A 21,890-nucleotide genomic window follows, 5' to 3' on the forward strand; every position below is an offset into this window, starting at 1 on the left:
ACAAAATAACGATTTTACATATGGATCGAAGAGACCCAAGGTGAGGTCGAACCAAATATCTGAAGACGGCGAGGAGAAAGAAATGCTGTCCGAACACAAGCTTGCAGCCGCAGCCCCCTTCCCTGCCCCGGCGCTGGGCGAGCCCTATTTGCTGACCCCCGGTCCGCTGACGACCTCCTACGCCGTCAAGCAGGCAATGTTGCGCGACTGGGGCTCGTGGGACGGCGACTTCAGGGCGATGACGGCCGAGATGCGCCTGCGGCTTCTTGCCATGCTCGGCGACGGAAACGGCGAATTCGACTGCGTGCCGATGCAGGGCAGCGGCAGCTTCTCCGTCGAGGCAATGCTCGGCTCCTTCGTGCCGCGGGATGGCAAGGCGCTGGTTCTGGTCAACGGCGCCTACGGCCAGCGCATCGTCCAGACGCTCGGCTATCTCGGCCGCGACCACGTCTCCATCGACAAGGGCGACTACATGCCGCCGCGTGGCGACGAGGTTGCCGCAGCGCTCGACGCCGATCCGGCCATCAGCCACGTCATCCTGGTCCACTGCGAGACCAGTTCAGGTATCCTCAATCCGGTCGCCGAAATCTCCGAAACCGTCTACGCCAAGGGCCGCAAGTTCCTCGTCGACTCGATGAGCGCGTTTGGCGCGATCCCGCTCAACGTCAGCGAGATCCGCTACGAGGCGATGGTGTCTTCGGCCAACAAATGCATCGAAGGCGTGCCCGGCTTCGGCTTCATCATCGCCCGCAAGAGCGAGCTTGAAGCCGCCAAGGGCCGCAGCCACTCGCTCAGCCTCGACGTGCACGCCCAGTGGGCGCACATGAACAAGACCGGCCAGTGGCGCTACACGCCGCCGACGCATGTGGTCGCCGCTTTCCTCGAGGCGCTGCGCCAGCACGAGGCCGAAGGCGGCGTCGCCGGTCGCGGCGCCCGCTATATCAGAAACCGCGACGTCATGGTTTCAGGCATGCGCGAGCTCGGCTTCGAGACGCTGCTCAAGGACCGCTGGCTATCGCCGATCATCGTCACATTCTTCAACCCGGCCCATCCGGACTTCGCCTTCGACCGCTTCTACGAACTGATGAAGGAAAAGGGCTTCATCATCTATCCGGGCAAGCTGACCGTTGTGGACAGCTTCCGCGTCGGCTGCATCGGGCGGATGGACGAACACGTCATGCGCAAGGTGGTGGAAGCCGCCGGACAGTCGCTGCACGAAATGGGCGTCGACACCGCGGCTCCCCCGGCCGCCGCAATTGCCGAGCGCGCCAAGCTCGCCGCCTGATAACAAGAAGATTACAAAGGACCCTCCCCCCATGAACAAGATGACCACGATCAACGTCAGCGCCAACGGCCGCAACTACGAATGGCCGCGCGTGCCGGCGATTGCCATCTGCCTCGACGGCTGCGAGCCGGCCTATCTCGACGAGGCGGTCAAGGCCGGCCTGATGCCCTCGCTCGAAAGGATCCGCGCCAAGGGCACCGAGCGCACCGCCCACAGCGTCATCCCGAGCTTCACCAACCCCAACAATCTGTCGATCGCCACCGGCCGTCCGCCGGCTGTGCATGGTATCTGCGGCAACTATCTCTACGAGCGAGAGACCGGCAAGGAAGTGATGATGAACGACCCGCGCTTCTTGCGCGCGCCGACCGTCTTTCAGGCCTTCTACGATGCCGGTGCGCGGGTTGCCGTCGTCACCGCCAAGGACAAGCTGCGCGCCCTGCTCGGCAGCGGCCTGAAGTTCGACGACGGCCGCGCCATCTGCTTCTCGTCGGAAAAATCCGACGTCTCGACCAAGGCAGAGCACGGCATCGACAATGCTTCGGCCTGGCTCGGCAAGCCGGTGCCGGAAGTCTATTCGGCCGAGCTGTCGGAGTTCGTCTTCGCCGCCGGCGTCAAGCTGCTCAAGGAATTCAAGCCTGACGTGATGTACCTGACCACCACCGACTACGTGCAGCACAAATACGCGCCCGGCGTGCCGCAGGCGAACGCCTTCTACGAGATGTTCGACAAGTATCTCGGCGAGCTCGACGCGCTCGGCGCCGCCATCGTGATCACCGCCGACCACGGTATGAAGCCCAAGCACAAGGCCGACGGCACCCCTGACGTTGTCTATGTCCAGGACCTGCTGGACGAATGGCTGGGCAAGGATGCCGCGCGCGTCATCCTGCCGATCACCGATCCTTATGTCGTCCACCACGGCGCGCTCGGCTCGTTCGCCACCGCCTACTTGCCCGAGGGTGCCGACCAGGCCGGCATCATGAAGCGCCTGGCCGCCATCGAAGGCATCGACGTGGTGATCGACAACGCCACGGCCTGCGAACGCTTCGAGCTGCCTTCGGACCGCATCGGCGACATCGTGCTGGTGTCCACCGAGAATAAGACCATCGGCACCAGCGAACATCGCCACGATCTCGCCGCCCTCAACGAGCCGCTGCGCTCGCATGGCGGCCTGACCGAACAGGCTGTACCCTTTATCGTCAACCGCAAGCTGCCGACGCTCCCCAACGAGCCGGTTCTGCGCAACTTCGATGCGTTCCACTATGCCGCCATGGCGGCGGCGCTGGCGTGAGGGAGGACCTGTGATGGTCAAGGCTGAAACAACCTTCAAGGTGCGCCACGAGCCGATGCGCATCGCCGGAAGCAAGGTCGACGCCGATGGCGTCGTCAACGTCCACTACCCCTACACCAATGCGGTGATCGGCACAGTGCCGGCGGGGCGTGCCGAGCACGCCCGCCAGGCTTTCGACATCGCCGCCAACTACCGCTCGAAGCTGACACGCTACGAGCGCCAGCAGATCCTGTTCCGCACGGCCGAGGCACTTGCCGCGCGTAAGGAGGAGATCTCCGACGTCATCACGCTGGAGCTCGGCATCTCCAAGGTCGACTCGCTCTACGAGGTCGGCCGAGCCTACGACGTGTTCACTCTGTCGGCGCAGATGTGCATCCAGGACGATGGCCAGATCTTCTCCTGCGACCTGACCCCGCACGGCAAGGCGCGGAAAATCTTCACCACGCGCGAGCCGCTGAAGGCGATCTCGGCGATCACGCCCTTCAACCATCCGCTCAACATGGTTTCGCACAAGGTGGCGCCGGCGATCGCCACCAACAATTGCGTGGTGGTCAAGCCGACGGAACTGACGCCGATGACGGCGCTGATCCTCGCCGACATCCTTTATGAAGCCGGCCTACCGCCGGAGATGCTGTCGGTGGTAACAGGCATGCCGGCCGACATCGGCGCCGAGATGATCACCAACGAGAATATCGATCTGATCACCTTCACCGGCGGCGTGCCGGTGGGCAAGCTGATCGCCCGCACCGCCGGCTACAAGCGTCAGGTGCTGGAGCTCGGCGGCAACGATCCGCTGATCATCCTCAACGACCTCTCCGACGACGATCTCGCCAAGGCGGCCGATCTGGCGGTCGCGGGTGCGACCAAGAATTCCGGCCAGCGCTGCACGGCAGTGAAGCGCATCCTGTGCCAGGAAAGCGTCGCCGACCGTTTCGTCCCGATGGTGCTCGAGCGGGCCAAGAAGATCAGGTTCGGCGACCCGATGGACCGGACGACCGATCTCGGCACCGTGGTCCACGAGAAGGCAGCGGCATTGTTCGAAAAACGCGTCTACATGGCCGCCGAGCAGGGTGCCGAAGTACTCTACGACCCCGGCCGCAAGGGCGCGCTGTTGCCGCCGATCGTCGTCGATCGCGTGCCGCACACCTCGGAACTGGTCATGGAAGAGACCTTCGGGCCGATCATTCCGATCGTGCGCGCTCCAGACAATGACGACGAACTGATCGCGCTGTCCAACTCCACCGCCTTCGGCCTTTCCTCAGGCGTCTGCACCAACGATTTCCGGCGCATGCAGAAATACATCGCCGGCCTGCAGGTCGGCACGGTGAATATCTGGGAAGTCCCGGGATATCGCATCGAGATGTCGCCATTTGGCGGGATCAAGGATAGCGGCAACGGCTACAAGGAAGGCGTCATTGAAGCGATGAAGAGCTTCACCAACGTCAAGACCTTCTCTTTGCCCTGGGCCTGAGCCACTTGTCTTAAGCCGGCAAATCAGATGAGTGTCGATGAGGGGGCGTTCGCGCTCCCTCATTTGCGTGGAGGGGAAATGCTGCTGCCGACTTCCAGGAAGCGTCGCCTGACCAGGGTCTCGCCTCGATCCCTTCTTCCCCTGACCGCCCTGAAAGCCTGAACACATGTCCGGCTTTGCCCTAACCATCGTCCTGATCGCGGCATTCCTGCATGCGAGCTGGAATGCCGTCGTGAAGGCGGCGACCGATCGTGCTGTCGTTCTCGCCGCCGTCTCGGCCACCCATGCCACGCTCGGCACGGTGTTGGTCTTGTCCGCGCCGTCACCATCGATGGAAAGCTGGATCTACATCTTCCTGTCGACGGTCATCCACTACGGCTACTACGTCTTCCTGTTCCAGTCCTACCGGCTCGGCGACTTGAGCCAAGTCTATCCCATCGCGCGCGGATTGGCTCCGGCCCTTGTCGCCTTCGGCGCCTATGTGATGATCGGCGAAACGCTACCGCCGCTGGGCTGGGCCGGGCTTGCCGCCGTCACCTTCGGGATCGCTTTCCTCGCCTTCCAGCGCGGTGCAGCGAACGCCGATCCACGTGCCGTGGGCGCCGCGGCCATCAACGGCATGCTGATCGCGTCTTATTCGGTCATCGACGGCATCGGTGTGCGCCTGTCCGACAGTCCGTTCGGCTATATGGGCTGGCTGTTCCTGCTCGAATTCCCGGTCACGTTGTTCGTGCTTTTCCGCCGGCGCGGCGCCATCCGGATCATCAATCGCCGCACGATCGGGCTCGGGCTGATCGGCGGGCTCGGTGCGGTCACGGCCTATGGACTTGTCATCTACGCCAAGACCATTGCCCCCTTGGGAGCAGTCTCCGCCGTACGTGAATCGAGCGTCATCATCGCTGCGCTGATCGGCCTCTTCATCTTCGGCGAGAGGCCATGGCAGGCACGTATCGTATCAGCTGTGATCGTCGCCTGCGGCGTCGTTGCCCTGGCTTTTTCCTGACTGTTTCATCTCCCGGCAACCGCCCGGTCATATGCCTGTTACACAGGCATGCAGATCATAAGCTGAGGCTACAGTATCATAAAAAGAATAGATTTTACTTATTGACCCCTCGTTCCCAGTATCAGCCTTGGACGAGGCGCAATCGGGGCAATCGCGGCACGCGCATCCCGGCTCAAACCTCTCCCAATCAGAACGTGCCTAAGCGATTCAAATGGGAGCCAGATATCCATGAACCAGAAGAAAAACTTCGTGCTTGCTGCTGTTGCCACCATGCTGTTGTCCTCGGCTGCCTGGGCGGAGACCGAGCTTACCGTCTACACGGCGATCGAGGCCGAAGACCTCAAGCGTTACGCCGAGACGTTCAACCAGGACCACCCGGACATCAAGCTCAACTTCATCCGCGACTCGACCGGCGTCATCACCGCCAAGCTGCTGGCCGAGAAGGACAATCCGCAGGCCGACGTGGTCTGGGGACTCGCCGCCACCTCGCTTCTGGTTCTCAAGTCCGAAGGCATGCTGGAAGCCTATGCGCCCAAAGGCGCCGACCAGCTGAAGCCCAATTTCGTCGACACCGACACCCCGCCAAGCTGGGTCGGCATGGATGCCTGGGCGGCATCGATCTGCTTCAACACCGTCGAGGGCGGCAAGCTCGGCCTGACCGCGCCGAAGAGTTGGAAGGACCTCACCAAGCCTGAATACAAGGGCCATGTCGTGATGCCGAACCCGGCTTCGTCGGGCACCGGCTATCTCGACGTCTCGAGCTGGCTGCAGCTATTCGGCGAGAAGGATGGCTGGACCTATATGGACGGCCTGCACCAGAATGTCGCCGCCTACACCCATTCCGGCTCCAAGCCATGCAAGATGGCAGCCGCCGGCGAGACGGTGATCGGCATCTCCTTCGAATTCCGCGCCGCTAAGTCGAAAGCCGAAGGCGCACCTATCGACATCATCATTCCGGAAGAAGGCATCGGCTGGGACATGGAGGCGTCGGCCATCGTCGCAGGCACTGCCAAGGAGGAAGCCGCCAAGACGTTGCTCGACTGGTCGGTCTCGAAGAAGGCCAATGAGATGTACAATGTCGGCTATGCGGTCGTGGCCATGCCCGGCGTCGCCAAGCCGGTGCCGCACCTGCCCGCCGACATCGAAGGCAAGATGATCAAGAACGACTTCGAATGGGCAGCCAACAACCGCAACACCATCCTCGAGGAATGGACCAAGCGCTACGACTCGAAGTCCGAGCCGAAGAGCTGAAATAGCCGCCTCGACAGACGGGCGCTGCCTAGCGCAGCGCCCGCGCCCTTGCCCCCAATCCGGATGGTTACGATGAGACACGAAACCCTCGCCGGGCAGCCGCGAATTCCGACTGAAGTGAGCGCCATGACCGCCGCCAGCCTGAACGTGAAGCCAGCCTATCTCAAGATCGCAAACGTCTGGAAAGCCTTCGGCGACTTCCATGCGCTGAAGGACATATCGCTCGACATCAGGGAGGGCGAGTTCGTCTGCTTCCTCGGCCCATCGGGCTGCGGCAAGACCACGCTTCTGCGCGCGGTTGCCGGCCTCGACCTGCAGACGCGCGGCTCGATCCATCAAGGTGGCAAGGACGTTTCCGCGCTGCCGCCGTCGCAGCGCGACTACGGCATCGTCTTCCAGTCCTACGCGCTGTTTCCCAACCTGACGATCGCCAAGAACATCGCCTTCGGCCTCGAAAACACCAAGCGCCCGCGCGCCGAAATCGACAGCCGCGTCACCGAACTGCTCAAGCTCGTCGGCCTGGCCGACCAGGGCAACAAATACCCCGCGCAGCTTTCCGGCGGACAGCAGCAGCGCATTGCGCTCGCACGCGCCATTGCCATCTCGCCCGGCCTGCTGCTGCTCGACGAGCCGCTGTCGGCGCTTGATGCCAAGGTGCGCACCCATCTGCGCCACGAGATCAAGGAACTGCAGCGCAAGCTCGGCGTCACCACCATCATGGTTACCCACGACCAGGAAGAAGCCCTGTCGATGGCCGACCGCATCGTGGTGATGAACCATGGCGTCATCGAGCAGATCGGCACGCCGACAGAGATCTACCGCCACCCGGCGACGCTGTTCGTCGCCGACTTCATCGGCGAGGCCAACAAGTTCGAGGCGAAGGCGGCCAATGGTGCCGCCGTCGGCTTCGGCGCGGCAAGCTTCAGCTGCACGCAGCACGGCTTCGATGACGGCGCGCCCGTCATCGCCGCGATCCGTCCGGAGGACGTCATCCCCCATGCCATCAACTCGCTTGCCAACGGCGCTGCCACCAACACCATCGACGTCACCATCAGCGAGATGGAATTTCTGGGCTCGTTCTGGCGGACCCGGCTGCACGGCCACGCGCTCGGCAACGAAACACTGATCGCAGATTTCTCCATCAATGCCGCCCGCCGCCTGTCTCTGACGGAAGGCGTGCAGCTTACCGTCGAGCTGCCGGCCGAGAGGCTGCTGATCTACCCCCGGGGCGCCTGACATGGCGATGACAATCGACACCGCCCTGCCAGTCGGCCGCGCGCTCAGGCTCAGGCTCGACCGTGACGAATTGATCAAGCGCGGTCTGATGGTCGTGATCGCGCTCTATCTCGTGGTCGCGCTGGCGGCCCCGCTCGCGATCATGCTGTCCAAGTCGTTCTCGACCTACAGCTTCGACCTCGCCAGGTTCGAGTTCCAGGTCTCCGACAAGGACGGCAACTGGAGTAAGCCGACCACGGCGGAGGCGCTGAACAAGGCACTCAATGCAGTGCCCCCGGCCAAGCTCGGCACCAATTCGGACGGCCGTCTCCAGGCGACCAGCTTCTTCCCGGACTTCAGCTTCCGCAGCCCGGTGAAATACAAGATCCGCGGCACGACTACCGATGCTGCATATCTCGTCGGCCTCAAGCTGCAATCGGGCACGAAATGGCAGGAACTAACGTCCAATGATTTCCGCCGCGTGATGCTGCGGCCGTCGCGGGCGCTAGGCCTCGAGAACTACGTTGCCTATTTCTCGACCCCGACTTTGTTCCGCTCTATCGAGAACTCGGTCTTCATCGCCTTCATCAGCACCATCGTCACCGTCGGGCTCGCCTTCGGTTTCGCCTATGCACTCAACCGCAGCTGCATGCGCTTCAAGGATGCCTTCAAGCTGGTAGCAATGGTGCCGATCCTGGTACCGTCGTTGCTGCCTGGCATTGCGCTGATCTACCTCTTCGGCAATCAAGGCCTGCTCAAGGATCTCTTGATGGGCGTGCCGATCTACGGGCCGCTCGGCATTGTCGTCGGTTCGGTCTTCTTTGCATTTCCGCACGCCATGCTCATCATATCGACAGCGCTGGCAATCTCCGACCAGCGCCACTACGAGGCGGCAGCCTCGCTCAGGGCCAGCAGCTGGCGCACATTCTGGACCGTCACCATCCCCGGTGCGCGCTACGGCCTGATCTCGGCGGCCTTTGTCGTGTTCACGCTTGTCATCACCGATTTCGGCCTGCCCAAGGTCATCGGCGGCCAGTACAACGTGCTTGCCGTCGACATCTACAAGCAGGTCATCGGCCAGCAGAATTTCGAGATGGGCGCTGTCGTCTCAGTCATCCTGCTCGTTCCGGCCATCGCCGCCTTCATCGTCGACCGCATGGTGACAAAGAAGCAGGTGGCGTTGCTGTCGGCCCGCTCGGTGCCCTACCAGCCCAACCCGAACCGCGGCTTCGACACGCTGTGCTTTGCCTGGTGCTCGCTTGTCGCCATCTTCATCCTCGGCATCATGGTGACAAGCCAGTTCGCAGCGTTGGTAAAGCTCTGGCCCTATGACCTTAGCCTCAGCCTCAAGCACTTCGCCTTCGACCGCATGGACGGCGGCGGCTGGGGCTCCTACTACAACTCGATCCGGCTGGCCGCGCTGACGGCGGTCATCGGCACGGTCATCATCTTTGTCGGCGCCTACATGGTCGAAAAGACCGACGGCTTCCGCAGCGGGCGCACGGCGTTCCAGTTCCTGGCCATGCTGCCCATGGCGGTGCCGGGCATGGTGCTGGGCCTCGCCTACATCTTCTTCTTCAATGACCCGGCCAACCCGCTGCACGCCATCTACGGAACCATGACCATCCTGGTGGTCTGCACCATCACCCACTTCTATACCGTGGGGCATCTGACGGCCCTGACGGCACTCAAGCAGATCGACCAGGAATTCGAGCCGGTGGCCGCGTCGCTCAAGCAGCCCTTCTACAAGCTGTTTGCCCGCGTCACCGTTCCGGTCTGCCTGCCGGCGATCCTCGACATCTCGATCTACATGTTCGTCAATGCCATGACGACCGTGTCGGCAGTGGTGTTCCTCTATTCGAAGGATACGACACTGGCGTCCGTCGCCGTGCTCAACATGGACGACGCAGGCGACGTGGCGCCGGCGGCCGCGATGGCGATGATGATCTTCTATACCAACGCGGCGGCTCGCCTGATCCACATGTTCCTGTCCAAGGCGCTGATCAAGCGCACCCAGGCTTGGCGGATGCGGTAGGAGCTACGGCTTGACCCGGTCGGGATGGGCCTTGGCGAAAGCGTCGAGTTGCTCGCACCGACCGGCGATGTCGAGGATGCGCGGCATCGCCGACAGGTCAACGTTCCAGCGCCGCGCATTGTAGACCTGCGGTACGAGGCAGAAGTCAGCCATGGTTGGCGTGTCGCCGTGGCAGAACTTGCCGGTCGCAGGATTGTCGAGCAGCTTCTCGAAGGCCGCCATGCCATCCCCGATGAACTTCTGCATCCAGGCATCGCGTGCAGCCTCGCCATCAATCGCAACCCGCATCAGCTCGGCGACTACGCCGGTGTTGCAGACCGCGTGGATTTCCATGGCGATCGCATAAGACAGTTGCCGCACGCGCTGGCGCCCGACCGGGTCGGGGGGCAGGAAGCCGGCGGCCCGTGTCTCGTCGAGATATTCGATGATCGCCAGCGACTGGGTGAAGGCGTGGCCGTCTATATCCAGCACCGGCACCAGCCCTTGCGGGTTGCGCGCCAGATGGAGGGGCGATTTCTGGTCCTTCGCCAATAGATCGACGGACACCGAACGAAATTCCTCGCCCAGCATGTTGAGCGCGATACGAACACGATAGCTGGCCGACGAGCGCCAGTAGTCGAACAGGACGGTCTCGCTCATGACGGCTCAAGCCTTTTCGTATTTCTCGACAGTCTGCTCGATGGCACCGAAGATCGAGTGACCCGAACGGTCATGCATCTCGATGCGGACCTGATCGCCGAACTTCAGGAACGGCGTCTTCGCAGACCCTGTTTCAATGGTCTCGATGGTCCTGATCTCGGCGATGCAGGAATAGCCCGCGCCATCTTCGGCGACCGGCTTGCCAGGTCCGCCGTCGAGCTTGTTGGATACCGTGCCCGAGCCGATGATCGTACCTGCTACCAGCGATCGCGTTTTGGCCGCATGGGCGACGAGTTGGCCGAAATCGAAGGTCATGTCGACGCCGGCATTGGCACGGCCGAACGGCTTGCCATTGATGCTGGCCAAAAGCGGCAGATGCAGCTTGCCGCCGTCCCAGACATCGCCCAGCTCATCTGGCGAGACTGCGACAGGCGAAAACGTCGTCGAGGGCTTGGACTGGAAGAACCCGAAACCCTTGGCCAGTTCGGCCGGGATCAGGCCGCGCAGCGACACGTCGTTGACCAGCATGACAAGCCGGATGGCATCGCGTGCCTCTTCAACCGAAGCGCCCATTGCCACGTCGTCGACGATGACGGCGACCTCGCCTTCGAGGTCGATGCCCCAGGCTTCGTCGGCCATAACGATCGGATCGCGCGGGCCGAGGAACGAATCCGAGCCGCCCTGATAGATCAGGGGATCGGTCCAGAAGCTTGCCGGCATCTCGGCGCCGCGCGCCTTCCGCACCAGCTCGACATGGTTCACATACGCAGACCCATCGGCCCACTGAAAGGCGCGCGGCAGGGGTGACGCCGCATCATGCTCGTGGAAGCGCATCGTCGGCTGGCTGCCTGTCTCGATGCCTTCGGCGACATTGGCCAAGCGCGGCCCGACATGAGCCCAGTCGTCGAGCGCTGCCTGCAGCGTGCGGGCGATGTGGCCGACCTCGGAACAGCGGGTCAGATCCTTCGAGACGACGACAAGCCTGCCGTCGCGGGTGGAGTCTTTCAGCGTCGCGAGTTTCATGGTGTTCCCGTCTTCACTTGATGCCTGGCGTGCCGTCGAACTTGCGCTCGAGACCATCCCAGCAATCGATGTAGTTGTCCTGCAATGTTTCCAGCTCGGCGGCGAATTTCGTCAGTTGCTGGGGAAAGCGCGTCTCGAACATGAAGGCCATGGTGTGGTCGAGCTTGACCGGCTTGAGTTCGCCGTTCGACGCCTTCTCGAAACCCATGGCGTCGGGCCCATGCGGCAGCATCATGTTGTGCAGGCTCATGCCGCCGGGCACGAAGCCCTCCTCCTTGGCGTCGTACTGGCCATAGATCAGCCCCATGAACTCGCTCATGATGTTGCGGTGATACCAGGGCGGGCGGAAGCTGTGCTCGGCGACCAGCCAGCGCGGCGGGAAGATGACGAAGTCGACATTGGCCGTGCCCGCTTCCTCCGTCGGCGCGGTCAGCACGGTGAAGATCGACGGGTCAGGATGGTCGAAGAGGATCGCGCCGACCGGCGAGAAGGTCCGCAGGTCATACTTGAAAGGTGCATAGTTGCCATGCCAGGCGACGACGTCGAGCGGCGAGTGGCCGATCTCCGTGACATGGAACTTGCCGCACCATTTGACCAGCACGCGGCAAGGCGTTTCCTTGTCCTCATAGGCAGCCGTCGGCGTCTTGAAGTCGCGCGGGTTGGCGAGGCAGTTGGCGCCGATCGGGCCGCGGTCGGGCATCGTGAACTTGGCACCGTAATTCTCGCAAATGTAGCCGCGCCGCAGCTCACCGTCGCCGAGGCGCGAGACCTTGAACATCATGCCGCGCGGGATCAGGCAGATCTCCGACGTCTCGACGTCGATGATGCCCATTTCGGTAAAGATGCGGATCGCTCCGACCTCCGGCACGATCAGCAATTCGCCGTCGGCATTGAAGAAATAGTCGTCGACCATGTCGTCGTTGAAGGCATAGACATGCGCCGCCATGCCGACCTGGGTCATCGCATCGCCCGCCGTCGTCATGGTGCGTATGCCCTGGATGAAGTTGAGCTTGTCCTTGGGCTCAGGCAGCGGTCCCCAGCGCAGCTGGCCGAGCGCCAGCGAATGATCGTCGAGGCAAGGTGCGGTCTTCCAGTGCGGGTAGCTGGCGGCCGAGAACCGCTTGGTGTGGCGCACGCTCGGGCGGATGCGGTAGAGCCAGGAGCGCTCGTTGGTGCCGCGCGGCGCGGTAAACGGCGAGCCTGACAGCTGCTCGGCGTAAAGCCCGTAATTGCATTTCTGCGGGCTGTTCTGGCCCTGCGGCAGAGCGCCCGGCAGCGCCTCGGTCTCGAAGTCGTTGCCGAAGCCGGGCATGTATTTCAAGGCCGTGGCGGCCCCCGCCTGCTTGTCGGTTTTGTCCAGCATGGCTTGCACCTCCCGTCAGCACATGAGATCGTCGAATTGGTTGCAATTGTAACCGTTGATTTTGTAACTATCAAAGGCTGTTCGATGCCTCCGTCCTTCGATCTCGAGAGCTTCCTGCCCTATCGGCTGAACCGCGCCGCCGAGTTGATCAGCCTGAGCTTCGCACGCGAATACAAGCAGCGCTACCAGATGACCCGTCCGGAATGGCGTACGCTCGCCGCACTCGGCAGCGCCGGGCGGATGACGGCGACAGAGGTCGGGGCGCATTCCAACATGCACAAGACGAAGGTCAGCCGTGCCGTGCGCGAACTGGAACAGCGGCGCTGGCTGAAACGGACGGAGGACGATGCCGACCGCCGGGTGGAGCACCTGGAACTGACTGCCGCCGGCCTCAAGGCCTATCGCGAGATCGCCGACCTCGCGCGCACCTATCAGGCGAGCCTCGAACAGGTACTCGGCGCCGGCGCCATCGAGCGCATCGAAGCAGGACTGGCAGATGTCGAGCGGGCGTTGTTGGCGAAGACCTAACTGATTTACCCGATCGGCAGCCCGCCGAAGCTCTTCAATGTCGTGAGCACGATCGACGTCTTGACGTGCTGGACCGCGTCATGCGGCAACAGCACCTCGTTGACGAAGCGCGACAGGTCGGAAAGCCCGCGAACCACTACCTGCAGGTGGTAGTCCATCTCGCCGGTCAGCGAATAGGCCTCCAGCACTTCCGGCAGATCGTTGACCAGTTGCGCGAAGCGCCGCGCGTTGTCTCGGTTATGGGTCGCCAGCGTCACAGCCACCACCACCAGCAAATCCAGCCCCAGCTTCTCGCGGTCCAGCATGGCCTGGTAGCCGCGGATGAAGCCGTCGGCCTCCAGCCGAGCACGGCGGCGTGAGCACTGCGACGCCGACAGCGCGATCTTTTCCGAAAGCTCGTTATTGGTCAGCCGGCCATCGCGCTGCAGTTCGCGCAGGATCTTGAGGTCGAACTGGTCGAGGCCGTCAGCCATTGCATGTTTCTCCCATTTCATGCGTGTTTCGCGCATAGATCGGCCCATAGAGCGCCAGAATGCAAGCACATTGCATCGAAACGGGAGCACAATATGCGTCACTCAGTTTCCGAGGAGGAGTTTCCATGGGTCCGTTTCCGCACGACGCGCCGCCTGCCAAGATCAGCGCCGACAACCCTGCCGGCACCGACGGCTTCGAGTTCGTCGAATTCGCCCATCCCGAGCCGGAGAAGCTGGAAGAGCTTTTCACCCGCATGGGCTATCAGCCGGTCGCCCGTCACAAGGCGAAAAAGATCACCGTCTGGCGCCAGGGCGACATCAACTACATCGTCAATGCCGAGCCCGGCAGCCACGCCATGCGCTTCGTCGACGAGCACGGCCCGTGTGCTGCCTCGATGGCCTGGCGCGTGATCGATGCCAAGCACGCCTTCAACCACGCGGTGTCGAAGGGTGCTGTGCCCTACACCGGCAATGACAAGGCGCTCGACGTGCCGGCCATCGTCGGCATCGGCGGCTCGCTGCTCTATTTCGTCGACAAATATGGCGCCAAGGGCTCGGCCTATGCGGCGGAATTCGACTGGCTCGGTGAGGCCGATCCGAAGCCGGAGGGCGTCGGCTTCTATTTCCTCGACCACCTGACCCACAATGTCTATCGCGGCAACATGGACAAGTGGTGGGACTTCTACCGCGAGTTGTTCGGCTTCAAGCAGATCCATTTCTTCAACATCGACGGCCGCATCACCGGCCTCGTCAGCCGCGCCATCACCTCGCCCTGCGGCAAGATCCGCATCCCGCTGAACGAGTCCAAGGACGACACCAGCCAGATCGAGGAATATCTGAGGAAGTACAAGGGCGAAGGCATCCAGCACATCGCGGTGGGCAGCGACGACATCTATGCCGCCACCGACAGGATCGCCGAAAAGGGCCTGAAGTTCATGCCCGGCCCGCCCGACACCTACTACGAGAAGTCGCGCAACCGCGTCCACGGCCATGACGAGCCGATCGAACGCATGAAGAAGCACGGCATCCTGATCGACGGCGAAGGCGTGGTCGACGGCGGCACGACCAAGATCCTGCTGCAGATCTTCTCCAAGACCGTGATCGGGCCGATCTTCTTCGAGTTCATCCAGCGCAAGGGCGACGAGGGCTTCGGCGAAGGCAACTTCCGCGCGCTGTTCGAATCCATCGAGGAAGACCAGATCCGTCGCGGCGTGATCTCGCAGACCGCCGCCTGACAGGCAATTTCACGCAGGGCCTCTGTTGGGGCGGATTGCTCGCAGAGCAATCCGCCCCTTTTTCGTTTTTGATCGCCAGTTTGATCCAGCACAAGGAATGCCGCCGCCCGGCCTGCCACAGTTGCGCAGGGTGAGGGTCTCCTCACGTATCGGGAGGTTGCAGAAAATGAGTGGGATACCGCAAGCTTACGAACTTTGGCGCTCAGCCGTGCTCCTTTACAAGGACTGGCGCCAGCGCAGTGCCGCGCTGCAGGAAATCAGCCAGCTCGGCAATGACGGCGAACGCATGCTCGCGGAGTGCGGGCTATCGCAGTCGGATTTCAGGCAGGCCATGCGTGTTGCCTTCGCTTCGAAGATCCTCCTGCCCGAGGCTGTCAAATCCAGGGGCATCGATGCAGAGGCCTTCGAGAACCGCTACCCGGTATGGAACCGCGACATGCGCCGGACCTGCATGATGTGCTCGGTACGACGCCTCTGCAGCGACCGGCTTTCCACGGGAGAGTTCGAAAGATCCTATCGGGATTTCTGCCCCAACGCCGGCAGCCTCGACGCACTGGCTGAGCGCCGCGATTGCCGGATGGCGGGCCGATAAGTCAGGCCTTGGGCGCCATGACGCTGAGCAGGCGCGCGCGGCGATAGGCATCGGGGATCGACAGCGCCCAGACGAACAGGCCGCCGGCATGACGGCCGATGAACGACGTCTCGGGCGTCGTGGTGGCGTAGGAAATCACCGCAAACAGGACGACGAAGAATGCGAAGGCGAGCCCTCGCTTGGGATCTCGCACCGCGACGTGGCCGGCGCCTGGCAGGACGATCGCCAGGGCGAGCACGAGATAGGGATTGATCGGCTTGGCCATCGATTTTCCTCAGGCTGCTTCGCAGGCCGGAACTGCGTGCTCGTCTTCGGCGAGTACGGCGCTCAGCGCCTCGGCCTCGGCAAGGGCGACCCGCACGAGTTCGGCTGGGATCGATGTTAGCGGAAAGCGCGCCTGCCGCAGCACTTTATGTGCGCCAGGGTCGCCTTGCGCGGCTTGCCTTATGATGCGTGTGCCGCCCGGGGTGATGACGGCTTCCTTGACCGTTGGATCGGCAAACAGATTTTGGAACAGCGCCGAGACCCGCTCGGCCTGCCAGGCGGTCGCGCGGCCGTCGCCGCGCATCAGCAGCGAAGCCTCCGTCTCGGGAGGCGTCATCCAGTCCGTCATGTCGTGGACGAGCGAATAATATTCGGCGCCGGTCGGACGGGCCAGCGCTCCGATGGTCGGCCGCTGGCTCGTGCGATGTTCGCTGAGCGTGACCCTGAGCCAGAGCTGGGGAAGCCGGCGCGTGACCATGGTGTCGGCAATGAGTTCGATCTTGGCCTGCCTGCCGTCGTCGAGCCGGCCCACCACAACAGGAAAATGGTCGGGCCCGAAAGTGATGCGGGAGCTGGCAAACAGCCTCGCCGCGTCGTCGAGCAGGCTCTTGCGCTCGGCCAGTGCCGCGCGATGGTCGCGAACAGCGCACACGCCCATCCAGCCGCAAGAAACCGCGGCGAAGACTGATAGGGCAATGGTGGTGAGCATTGGGGGGCCGCCTTGTTGCGAAAATGGCGGCGCGAGGTCCGCGCCGCCACTCCTTGGAGGGTCAGTAACCGACCGGCTTCGGCCAGGGCATGGTGAACTGGTCGCCGCGGCGCACGAACTGGTAGCGCCGGAAATGGAACCAGAGCGATGCCACGATGTAGAAGCACATCATCGCGCTGAGCTGCGTGCCATAGCCGAGGAAGACGGCGAAATAGGCGGTCGAGCACAGGATCAGCAGGACGATCGTCGGCAGCGGATGGAACGGATGCACATAGCCGCGCTTGATCGTGTCGAGCGGCCACTTGTTGCGGAACATCACCATGTTGAAGGTCATGAAGGTGTATCCGAGCAGACCCGACAGGATCGAGAAGGTCACGACCTGGTCGAGCGGTGCGCCGAGCGCGAAGATGAGCGCGATCGGAACCAGGAAGACGATGGCGCGGTAAGGCGTCCGGTAGACCGGATGCACGGCACCGAACCAGCTCGGCAGGTAGCGGTCGCGGCCCATCGAGAACCAGGCGCGCGAGGCGTCGTTGATGCAGCCATTGGCCGACGCCAGCGTGGCGAAGGTGGTGCCGACGAACAGCAGGATCATCAGCCCGGTGCTGCCGGTGACGCGAGCGGCATCGAACAGCGGAGTGCCGGCCTGGCCGAGATATTCCCACGGCACCAGGCCCGAGCAAACATACCAGGTCATGGTCGCCGCGATCAGCAGCGTCATGATGCCGGCCATGGTGCCGTAGGGCAGCGAACGTGCCGGCGAGCGCACTTCCTCGGCCGCCTGGCAGGTACCCTCGATCCCGAGATAGTACCAGAGGCCGAAATGCAGCGCCGCGACGATGCCGACCCAGCCATAAGGCAGCGGATCGGTGGTGACCGCCGAGAAGTCGAGCGGCACGTTGGACGCGCCGAACTGCACGGAGATGAACAGCGTGATAATCGCCAGGAAGGCGATTGCGGTGATGACCAGGTTGAAGGTCAGCGTCGCCAGCACGCCGCGATAGTTGAGCCACGCCAGGAACATGATGGCGAGGATGATGAAGGGTTGCTGGTTGAGCCCGGAATGCCCTTGCATGCCCGCAACCGTGTCGAGCAGGAAGCCGACAGTGATCGCATTGGCAGCCTCGAGCATGGTGTAGGCCATGACCAGGAACAGGCCGACATTGAAGGCCATCAGTGGGCCGACGATGTGCTTGGCCTGGGCATACTGGCCGCCGGCCGCAGCGACCGTCGAGGTCACTTCGGAGTCGATCATGGCGACGCAGGTATAGAGCAGGCCGGCAACCCAGCAAGCGACGAGCCCGGCGATCATGCCGCCTTTGCCGACCGAGAAGTTCCAGCCCATATATTCGCCGACGAGCACGATGCCGACGCCGAGCGCCCAGATATGGGCCGGACCGAGGACGCGCAGCAGCTGAAGCCGTTCAGGCTCCGCCGCCGTTGAAGTTACATTTGCCATCGTCGTCCCCTCAGATCTCGTGGCGTTCTGCCGTCGCCTCGATCTCGCCTTCGCGAGAAGAGATCAGCAGTTCGTTGTCGTAGGTGGTGTCGATGCGGATGAGGTCGATGAGCATCAGCACGCCGAACATGGCTGAGAGTGCCCAGGCCACGTATTCCAGGATGTTCCAGGTATCCATTGTGGCCTCTCCCTATCGCTTCTTGCCGAAGCGTTCTTCGATGACTTCGCGATATTCCTTGTCGGACAGCCGCACGACCATGACGAAGTAGCCGATGACCAGCACGGCCATGACGATCAGCGCGACCCAGCTGAAGCTGTAGTCGAAACGAGCGGTGATGATGTCGTTGGCGGCTGCCGGATCGGTGATGCCGAGTGCTGCCCATTGCTGCTGCTCGGTGGCGTTCTGGCCAAGCGCTTCCCAGGTCGGGTTGGCGATCGGGTTCGGCACCTTGGCGGCGCCGGCGAGGCCCAGGTAGAGCGGAATGTAGAGCGCGCCGATGGTGAGCACGAGCAAAGTCAAGACGTCAAAAATCTGGCCCGCGAGGCCCTGCTTTGGAGGTTTGTAAGCCATTGTGCGTTTCCTCAGCCCCGGCGACGCCGCATCTCGTCGAGATGCTTGAGGTCAAGGCCATAGATGAAGTGTTTGTCTTCGACGTAGTGGCGCAGCATGGCGACGATGGCCGCCGTGTTGAACGTCAGCACCAGCGCGCAGGCGATCGAAAGGATCACGCGGATGGCGGGCAGCGAGATGTAGGACCAGACGCTGAACAGCGCGAACAACATGGTGCACCACAGCACCACAACAAAAATCACGAGGCCCGCTCGATCGCGCCTGTGCATCTTGTCGATGCGCTGCTCAAGCGTCGCATCTCCGCTTCGATGGGCTAATGTCGCTTCCATTCTCCTCCTCCTCCTGGCCGTTTTCGGCTTCATTGTGCGGGAAATTAATTTCCCCAGAGGAATGTCAGACAAACTTAAATTGCTGTCAAGCGAAGCCGCGCGCACATGCCGCACCACAACGTTGGGCCAAGGCAGAACAACGTTGAATAGATTGACTTTTACCGATCTGGCAGGATGTCGGAAATTTTGCGGGACAGGCCCGAAGCCCTGGGTGAAGGGCTCGTACACGGCGTTTTTGGCTGCCAAAGCGTCATTTTGACTTGTTAGCGACATCGGGAGTCGCGAACCGAGCGGCACCGGAACGGCGTTACTCATGATTTTCGGCAGGCAACAATATGCCTGCCGGGTCGGTCCATTGATCAAGTGACTTCGCCGCCGCGGCGTCAGTCCGGCTTGCTGACCGAAAACAGGACAAACTGCGTCGACGGCGTTTCCTTCTTGGTCTTGTCGGTCACAGCCAGATAGAGCTCGTCGGTGAGACGGGCCATGCCTTCGAAATTGTCGTTCAGCAGCGTGCTGGCCCCCGCATCCAGTTCCGTGGCCGTGCATGTCTCGGCAGCGCAGGCCTGCGGGTCGACGACGCGCAGCCGGCCGATGCTGGGACCTCCCTTGGTTTCGCGCGTGCGTTCGAGCACCAGCAACTGGCCACCGGGCATCGTCTCGATGGCTTTCAGATTGCTTCGCTTCGGCTGGAAGGTCGGGAACGTCCAGCGTCCGCCATCCAGGCCGTAGATCGTGTGCGTGTCGCCGGGCTGGCCCTGCATCGCCTCCTCCGGAGCCGTCACGATGCCGCGGTCGCTCGTGGCGGCCACCGCTTCCAGCCGGCTGTTCGGTTCGTTGTATTGTGCAACATCCGACAAGGTGCCCGGCAGCGTCACGGCTTCGATCGGCGTGCCGTCCCGCTTGAACCGATGGATCGCGGGGCCATCCTCGAACGCGACGAGGAGTTCGCCGTCGGATGGCACGCCATTCTCGCCATTGACCACGGCGAGCCCTTCGGCGTTGACGAGGGCGGGCGTCATTCCGGTAGCGAGTTGCACCGAAAACACCGGTTCCATGCTGGCGATCTTGTTGTCTTTGATTTCGACGCGGAAGTGATGCAGCACGCCGTCGTCCGAAACCGCATAGAGCAGCTTGTCATCCGCATCCCAGGCAAGGCCGGACAGCTCGTTGACATTGTGGCCGTTCGGACCGCTGGCCGGGCCGGCTTTGCTGTCGAGCAAGGTCAGCGCGAAAGTGGGCGACTGTGCCGCTGCAAAGGATACGGGTGCAAGGACCGAGGTGCATAGAAGCAGCGCGGGTATGATTTTGTTGGTCATCTCATTCTCTCCTATTGTTGGGTAGCCAGGGGCTGTGCCCCGCGGCTCGGGAAGCCGCCAAGCTTGCGCAAGGCCGGCAGGAATTTGTTGTGCTTGGTGCCTGGATTGAGCAGCGCGGTGCCGACGCAATATTTCGAGCATCGTTTCGTCGGATGCTGATGCAGCGCCCTCAGTATGGCGTCGGCGACGCCATTGCCGTTGGCCGATTTCGTCTCGACGATGAACAGGCCATCGTCGACCGTGTGCTGCGCGTCCGGGGTGAAGAACTGCAGGCCGCAATCGATCGTCATGCGCTCGCCGCCTTGCTTGGCGACCAGCGTCATGCGCCGGTAGCGCATGTCGATGACGCGGGACAGCTGGTGCGGAAACGGCTGGCCGTACTGGGCTCGATACACATCGTCGATGTAGGCGATGGCCGCATCGTCCAGAACGCCGAACTTCGACAGGTCCCGGTCGAGGCGCTTCTTGACGGTGATGCCGCGCTTGTCCTTCAGCTTGACTTCGAGGAAGCACAGGCCAGCCTCGGCGTAGCGGCGCACCCTGACCTTGGCACGCTGGCGCCTGCCCTGATGATGGTCGAAATAGCTGCGACGGTCTGCATCGTCGAAGTAGCAGGTCTCGTAGGTGAAAGCCCGCAGCCCGTCGATTTCCAGCATGTCGAAAGCCTGTGCCAGGTCGCCGGCGGCGTGCTTCAGCACTGTGGCGTCGACGACGTATTTGTTGTCCAGCCGCTCGAGCATGGCGGCTTTGCCGTTCAGCTGGGAAAGGCTGATGGGCAGGAAACCGCGCTCCAGCCAGGTGTCAGTGCTTGCGATAATGGACATTGAGCTTCGCCATTTCGGTGATGTAGTCGAGCTGGAGGACCTGGTAGGACAGCACGTCGACGCCGAGCCGCGCGGACAGTTCCGCGCGCATCGCCACCGGATCCGACAGCAGCGCCAGATGGATCTTGTCGAGCGAAACCTTGGTGCCGCTGACGGATTGCAGCATCTTCGGGTGGTCGATGACATAGGCGCCGATCAGCACGAACAGCACGGTCGCGGCCGCGAAAGGTATCGTGGTTCCCTGCACGGATGAAATTACCGCGATGGCGACGCTGCCGAAGAAATAGGTCATCTCCGTCTTGCTGAGCGGTTCCGACCGAAGCGTGAAAAGCGCCAGGATCGCAAACAGTCCGAAACCGGCTGCCACGCCGAAATCGACCACCGAGAGCACGGTGAGGACCGCGAAAACGAAGATGTTGAAAAGCGCCGCGGCGGTGACGAGTTCCTTGTCGCGATAGCGCCGGTAGTACATGCCGAACAGCAGGATCGACATGCCGGCAACATCCACGGCAAAGCGCACGAATTCCATGACGAAGAGGTTCTGCAGTACCTGCGGTGTCATTTCGACCTCCCCTGGACACAGACTTGTAGGCTTGGGCAGGTCGAGGCGCGTGGACCCGATGACAAGCAGCCCAGGGGCGCTGGGGAATAGAGGAATGGCATATTCGATCTCCTGACTTTTCCGCCGCGATGGCGGCGACGTCAGGAAGAACGGACGTAAACAGACTCTATTCCGCCGCAGGCGATTTTTTTCATGCGATCAGGAAGACTGAAAATGACTATATAAAACAATGCGTTATGATTTGAATTTCCGCACCCATGAATGTCCGATGACAATTTCATGAATGACGCCGGCTTCAGAACGGACAGCCCTGGATTATTCTGATTTTCGCTAATGCAACGCTTGGACATTGCTCACTTGAGCCGCCAAAGAACAATATCCACGGCAAAAGAAAAAGCCGCTGCGGGCCCGCAGCGGCTTCCTTTTTTCGGCTGCTCAGATGGAGAAAGGTG

At 62.4% G+C, this 21,890-nt stretch carries 23 protein-coding genes; 10 read left to right on the top strand and 13 right to left on the bottom strand.

Annotation, left to right across the window (positions count from 1 at the left end; translation table 11 throughout):
* The first annotated feature begins 82 nt into the window (after window positions 1-82).
* The 7 genes from GGQ99_RS20455 (at window position 83) to GGQ99_RS20485 (ending at window position 9,548) form a co-directional block, all read left to right on the top strand.
* Window positions 83-1,285 carry a 2-aminoethylphosphonate--pyruvate transaminase gene (locus tag GGQ99_RS20455; protein WP_183263967.1) on the top strand — a complete coding sequence of 401 codons (1,203 nt, stop codon included), beginning with the start codon at window positions 83-85 and terminating at the stop codon, window positions 1,283-1,285.
* 31 nt (window positions 1,286-1,316) lie between these two features.
* Window positions 1,317-2,573: a phosphonoacetate hydrolase gene (phnA, locus tag GGQ99_RS20460; protein WP_183263968.1), complete on the top strand. Its 1,257-nt coding sequence runs from the start codon at window positions 1,317-1,319 to the stop codon at window positions 2,571-2,573.
* Between the two features lie 13 nt (window positions 2,574-2,586).
* Window positions 2,587-4,044 (top strand): phosphonoacetaldehyde dehydrogenase, encoded by a 1,458-nt coding sequence (phnY, locus tag GGQ99_RS20465; protein WP_183263969.1) that lies wholly within the window; start codon window positions 2,587-2,589, stop codon window positions 4,042-4,044.
* A 166-nt stretch (window positions 4,045-4,210) separates the two neighbouring features.
* Window positions 4,211-5,047, top strand: coding sequence for a DMT family transporter (locus tag GGQ99_RS20470; protein ID WP_183263970.1), 837 nt, complete (start codon window positions 4,211-4,213; stop codon window positions 5,045-5,047).
* A 228-nt stretch (window positions 5,048-5,275) separates the two neighbouring features.
* Window positions 5,276-6,298, top strand: a complete 1,023-nt coding sequence (locus tag GGQ99_RS20475) for a putative 2-aminoethylphosphonate ABC transporter substrate-binding protein (protein ID WP_183263971.1) — start codon at window positions 5,276-5,278, stop codon at window positions 6,296-6,298.
* A 72-nt stretch (window positions 6,299-6,370) separates the two neighbouring features.
* Entirely contained in the window at window positions 6,371-7,534 is a 1,164-nt protein-coding gene (locus GGQ99_RS20480; protein WP_183263972.1) for a putative 2-aminoethylphosphonate ABC transporter ATP-binding protein, read from the top strand.
* Between the two features lies 1 nt (window position 7,535).
* Window positions 7,536-9,548 carry a putative 2-aminoethylphosphonate ABC transporter permease subunit gene (locus tag GGQ99_RS20485; protein WP_183263973.1) on the top strand — a complete coding sequence of 671 codons (2,013 nt, stop codon included), beginning with the start codon at window positions 7,536-7,538 and terminating at the stop codon, window positions 9,546-9,548.
* Window positions 9,549-9,551: 3 nt separating this feature from the next.
* On the opposite strand, the gene maiA is transcribed toward GGQ99_RS20485, so the two are convergent.
* From maiA to hmgA, 3 genes are read right to left on the bottom strand one after another with little or no spacing between them, the layout of a single operon-like run.
* On the bottom strand, window positions 9,552-10,187 hold the full coding sequence (gene maiA, locus GGQ99_RS20490; protein WP_183263974.1) for a maleylacetoacetate isomerase: 636 nt from the start codon (window positions 10,185-10,187) through the stop codon (window positions 9,552-9,554).
* Window positions 10,188-10,193: 6 nt separating this feature from the next.
* The gene (locus tag GGQ99_RS20495; protein WP_183263975.1) at window positions 10,194-11,210 is read right to left on the bottom strand and encodes a fumarylacetoacetate hydrolase family protein; all 1,017 of its coding nucleotides are present in this window, start codon (window positions 11,208-11,210) and stop codon (window positions 10,194-10,196) included.
* 13 nt (window positions 11,211-11,223) lie between these two features.
* Window positions 11,224-12,573, bottom strand: a complete 1,350-nt coding sequence (gene hmgA / locus GGQ99_RS20500; RefSeq protein ID WP_183263976.1) for a homogentisate 1,2-dioxygenase — start codon at window positions 12,571-12,573, stop codon at window positions 11,224-11,226.
* Window positions 12,574-12,657: 84 nt separating this feature from the next.
* Here hmgA and GGQ99_RS20505 point away from each other — a divergent pair, with 84 nt between their 5' ends.
* On the top strand, window positions 12,658-13,101 hold the full coding sequence (locus tag GGQ99_RS20505; protein ID WP_183263977.1) for a MarR family winged helix-turn-helix transcriptional regulator: 444 nt from the start codon (window positions 12,658-12,660) through the stop codon (window positions 13,099-13,101).
* Between the two features lie 5 nt (window positions 13,102-13,106).
* On the opposite strand, the gene GGQ99_RS20510 is transcribed toward GGQ99_RS20505, so the two are convergent.
* Entirely contained in the window at window positions 13,107-13,574 is a 468-nt protein-coding gene (locus tag GGQ99_RS20510) for an Lrp/AsnC family transcriptional regulator (RefSeq protein ID WP_108610379.1), read from the bottom strand.
* 125 nt (window positions 13,575-13,699) lie between these two features.
* Here GGQ99_RS20510 and hppD point away from each other — a divergent pair, with 125 nt between their 5' ends.
* Together hppD and GGQ99_RS20520 are read left to right on the top strand one after the other, a co-directional pair.
* On the top strand, window positions 13,700-14,809 hold the full coding sequence (gene hppD, locus GGQ99_RS20515) for a 4-hydroxyphenylpyruvate dioxygenase (protein WP_183263978.1): 1,110 nt from the start codon (window positions 13,700-13,702) through the stop codon (window positions 14,807-14,809).
* 208 nt (window positions 14,810-15,017) lie between these two features.
* Window positions 15,018-15,401: a hypothetical protein gene (locus tag GGQ99_RS20520; RefSeq protein WP_183263979.1), complete on the top strand. Its 384-nt coding sequence runs from the start codon at window positions 15,018-15,020 to the stop codon at window positions 15,399-15,401.
* Between the two features lies 1 nt (window position 15,402).
* On the opposite strand, the gene GGQ99_RS20525 is transcribed toward GGQ99_RS20520, so the two are convergent.
* From GGQ99_RS20525 to GGQ99_RS20565, 9 genes are all read right to left on the bottom strand, one after another.
* Complete coding sequence (locus GGQ99_RS20525; protein WP_108610237.1) at window positions 15,403-15,666, bottom strand: hypothetical protein; 264 nt, start codon at window positions 15,664-15,666, stop codon at window positions 15,403-15,405.
* 9 nt (window positions 15,667-15,675) lie between these two features.
* Entirely contained in the window at window positions 15,676-16,374 is a 699-nt protein-coding gene (locus tag GGQ99_RS20530; protein WP_183263980.1) for a hypothetical protein, read from the bottom strand.
* Between the two features lie 61 nt (window positions 16,375-16,435).
* The gene (locus GGQ99_RS20535; protein ID WP_108610235.1) at window positions 16,436-17,833 is read right to left on the bottom strand and encodes an APC family permease; all 1,398 of its coding nucleotides are present in this window, start codon (window positions 17,831-17,833) and stop codon (window positions 16,436-16,438) included.
* A gap of 10 nt (window positions 17,834-17,843) precedes the next feature.
* A complete protein-coding gene (locus GGQ99_RS20540) occupies window positions 17,844-18,011 on the bottom strand; it encodes a hypothetical protein (protein WP_108610234.1) in 168 nt (55 codons plus the stop codon).
* A gap of 12 nt (window positions 18,012-18,023) precedes the next feature.
* Window positions 18,024-18,404, bottom strand: coding sequence for a hypothetical protein (locus GGQ99_RS20545; RefSeq protein ID WP_183263981.1), 381 nt, complete (start codon window positions 18,402-18,404; stop codon window positions 18,024-18,026).
* A gap of 11 nt (window positions 18,405-18,415) precedes the next feature.
* Window positions 18,416-18,733 (bottom strand): hypothetical protein, encoded by a 318-nt coding sequence (locus GGQ99_RS26400; RefSeq protein ID WP_108610232.1) that lies wholly within the window; start codon window positions 18,731-18,733, stop codon window positions 18,416-18,418.
* A 383-nt stretch (window positions 18,734-19,116) separates the two neighbouring features.
* Window positions 19,117-20,052: an esterase-like activity of phytase family protein gene (locus GGQ99_RS20555; protein WP_183263982.1), complete on the bottom strand. Its 936-nt coding sequence runs from the start codon at window positions 20,050-20,052 to the stop codon at window positions 19,117-19,119.
* Window positions 20,053-20,063: 11 nt separating this feature from the next.
* Window positions 20,064-20,876: a polyphosphate polymerase domain-containing protein gene (locus tag GGQ99_RS20560; protein WP_183263983.1), complete on the bottom strand. Its 813-nt coding sequence runs from the start codon at window positions 20,874-20,876 to the stop codon at window positions 20,064-20,066.
* Window positions 20,854-21,438, bottom strand: coding sequence for a DUF4956 domain-containing protein (locus tag GGQ99_RS20565; protein ID WP_108610229.1), 585 nt, complete (start codon window positions 21,436-21,438; stop codon window positions 20,854-20,856). The genes GGQ99_RS20560 and GGQ99_RS20565 overlap by 23 nt, the downstream gene beginning before the upstream one ends.
* Window positions 21,439-21,890: the final 452 nt, after the last annotated feature.

The sequence above is a fragment of the Aminobacter niigataensis genome, assembly GCF_014200015.1.
Classification (GTDB): Bacteria; Pseudomonadota; Alphaproteobacteria; order Rhizobiales; family Rhizobiaceae; genus Aminobacter; species Aminobacter niigataensis.

Excerpts from the sequence above, each read along its gene's own strand:
- GGQ99_RS20545 (WP_183263981.1), bottom strand. The coding sequence starts at position 18,404 with ATGGCTTACAAACCTCCAAAGCAGGGCCTCGCGGGCCAGATTTTTGAC.
- GGQ99_RS20475 (WP_183263971.1), top strand. The coding sequence starts at position 5,276 with ATGAACCAGAAGAAAAACTTCGTGCTTGCTGCTGTTGCCACCATGCTG.
- GGQ99_RS20560 (WP_183263983.1), bottom strand. The coding sequence starts at position 20,876 with ATGTCCATTATCGCAAGCACTGACACCTGGCTGGAGCGCGGTTTCCTG.
- GGQ99_RS26400 (WP_108610232.1), bottom strand. The coding sequence starts at position 18,733 with ATGGAAGCGACATTAGCCCATCGAAGCGGAGATGCGACGCTTGAGCAG.
- GGQ99_RS20510 (WP_108610379.1), bottom strand. The coding sequence starts at position 13,574 with ATGGCTGACGGCCTCGACCAGTTCGACCTCAAGATCCTGCGCGAACTG.
- GGQ99_RS20485 (WP_183263973.1), top strand. The coding sequence starts at position 7,536 with ATGGCGATGACAATCGACACCGCCCTGCCAGTCGGCCGCGCGCTCAGG.
- GGQ99_RS20470 (WP_183263970.1), top strand. The coding sequence starts at position 4,211 with ATGTCCGGCTTTGCCCTAACCATCGTCCTGATCGCGGCATTCCTGCAT.
- GGQ99_RS20495 (WP_183263975.1), bottom strand. The coding sequence starts at position 11,210 with ATGAAACTCGCGACGCTGAAAGACTCCACCCGCGACGGCAGGCTTGTC.
- GGQ99_RS20530 (WP_183263980.1), bottom strand. The coding sequence starts at position 16,374 with ATGCTCACCACCATTGCCCTATCAGTCTTCGCCGCGGTTTCTTGCGGC.
- GGQ99_RS20525 (WP_108610237.1), bottom strand. The coding sequence starts at position 15,666 with ATGGCCAAGCCGATCAATCCCTATCTCGTGCTCGCCCTGGCGATCGTC.
- phnY (WP_183263969.1), top strand. The coding sequence starts at position 2,587 with ATGGTCAAGGCTGAAACAACCTTCAAGGTGCGCCACGAGCCGATGCGC.
- GGQ99_RS20555 (WP_183263982.1), bottom strand. The coding sequence starts at position 20,052 with ATGACCAACAAAATCATACCCGCGCTGCTTCTATGCACCTCGGTCCTT.
- GGQ99_RS20480 (WP_183263972.1), top strand. The coding sequence starts at position 6,371 with ATGAGACACGAAACCCTCGCCGGGCAGCCGCGAATTCCGACTGAAGTG.
- maiA (WP_183263974.1), bottom strand. The coding sequence starts at position 10,187 with ATGAGCGAGACCGTCCTGTTCGACTACTGGCGCTCGTCGGCCAGCTAT.
- GGQ99_RS20505 (WP_183263977.1), top strand. The coding sequence starts at position 12,658 with ATGCCTCCGTCCTTCGATCTCGAGAGCTTCCTGCCCTATCGGCTGAAC.
- hmgA (WP_183263976.1), bottom strand. The coding sequence starts at position 12,573 with ATGCTGGACAAAACCGACAAGCAGGCGGGGGCCGCCACGGCCTTGAAA.
- GGQ99_RS20455 (WP_183263967.1), top strand. The coding sequence starts at position 83 with ATGCTGTCCGAACACAAGCTTGCAGCCGCAGCCCCCTTCCCTGCCCCG.
- phnA (WP_183263968.1), top strand. The coding sequence starts at position 1,317 with ATGAACAAGATGACCACGATCAACGTCAGCGCCAACGGCCGCAACTAC.
- GGQ99_RS20565 (WP_108610229.1), bottom strand. The coding sequence starts at position 21,438 with ATGACACCGCAGGTACTGCAGAACCTCTTCGTCATGGAATTCGTGCGC.
- GGQ99_RS20540 (WP_108610234.1), bottom strand. The coding sequence starts at position 18,011 with ATGGATACCTGGAACATCCTGGAATACGTGGCCTGGGCACTCTCAGCC.
- GGQ99_RS20535 (WP_108610235.1), bottom strand. The coding sequence starts at position 17,833 with ATGGCAAATGTAACTTCAACGGCGGCGGAGCCTGAACGGCTTCAGCTG.
- hppD (WP_183263978.1), top strand. The coding sequence starts at position 13,700 with ATGGGTCCGTTTCCGCACGACGCGCCGCCTGCCAAGATCAGCGCCGAC.